This is a genomic window from Algoriphagus sp. SE2 (assembly GCF_039563885.1).
Classification (GTDB): domain Bacteria; phylum Bacteroidota; class Bacteroidia; order Cytophagales; family Cyclobacteriaceae; genus Algoriphagus.
Genome location: NZ_JBCLWJ010000082.1, coordinates 1 through 397 on the forward strand (window position 1 = coordinate 1; position 397 = coordinate 397).

The 397-nt window shown below is 46.6% G+C and carries 1 protein-coding gene; it reads right to left on the reverse strand.

Annotation, left to right across the window (positions count from 1 at the left end; genetic code table 11):
- Positions 1-397 (reverse strand): two-component regulator propeller domain-containing protein (locus AAGF08_RS20510; protein WP_343513328.1); only part of this gene is annotated, 397 nt, incomplete at both ends.

Here is a 397-nt window from a genome sequence, read left to right on the forward strand (position 1 = left end):
CGTCAATCACTGGATCTTTTGTCAGAATGTTCAATTTCCAAACAGGCCCACTACTAAACCAAAGTTGCCCGTTAGACAGGAGTAAGCTCGCTCTTCGGTTATGGTCATTTGATAGGAATCCTTGCGCGGTACTATAGTTGAAAAAACTCCAGGGTGTGTTTATATCAGAGGGAGGATTTACCAGTAGGAGACCATTTACAGTCCCTATGTATAGGGTGCTATCTTTTTCCTGTAAGCTGTACACGGCCTCTGGTACGAGTCCTTCTGCTTCCCCCAGATTGGTGATGGTTTGACTGATAGGGTCTATAATCGAGATGCCACCCTCTGTTGCCACCCACAGGGTACCATCCTCTCTCAGTATGATCTGCGAGACGTCGTTATGGGCCAATCCTTCTTT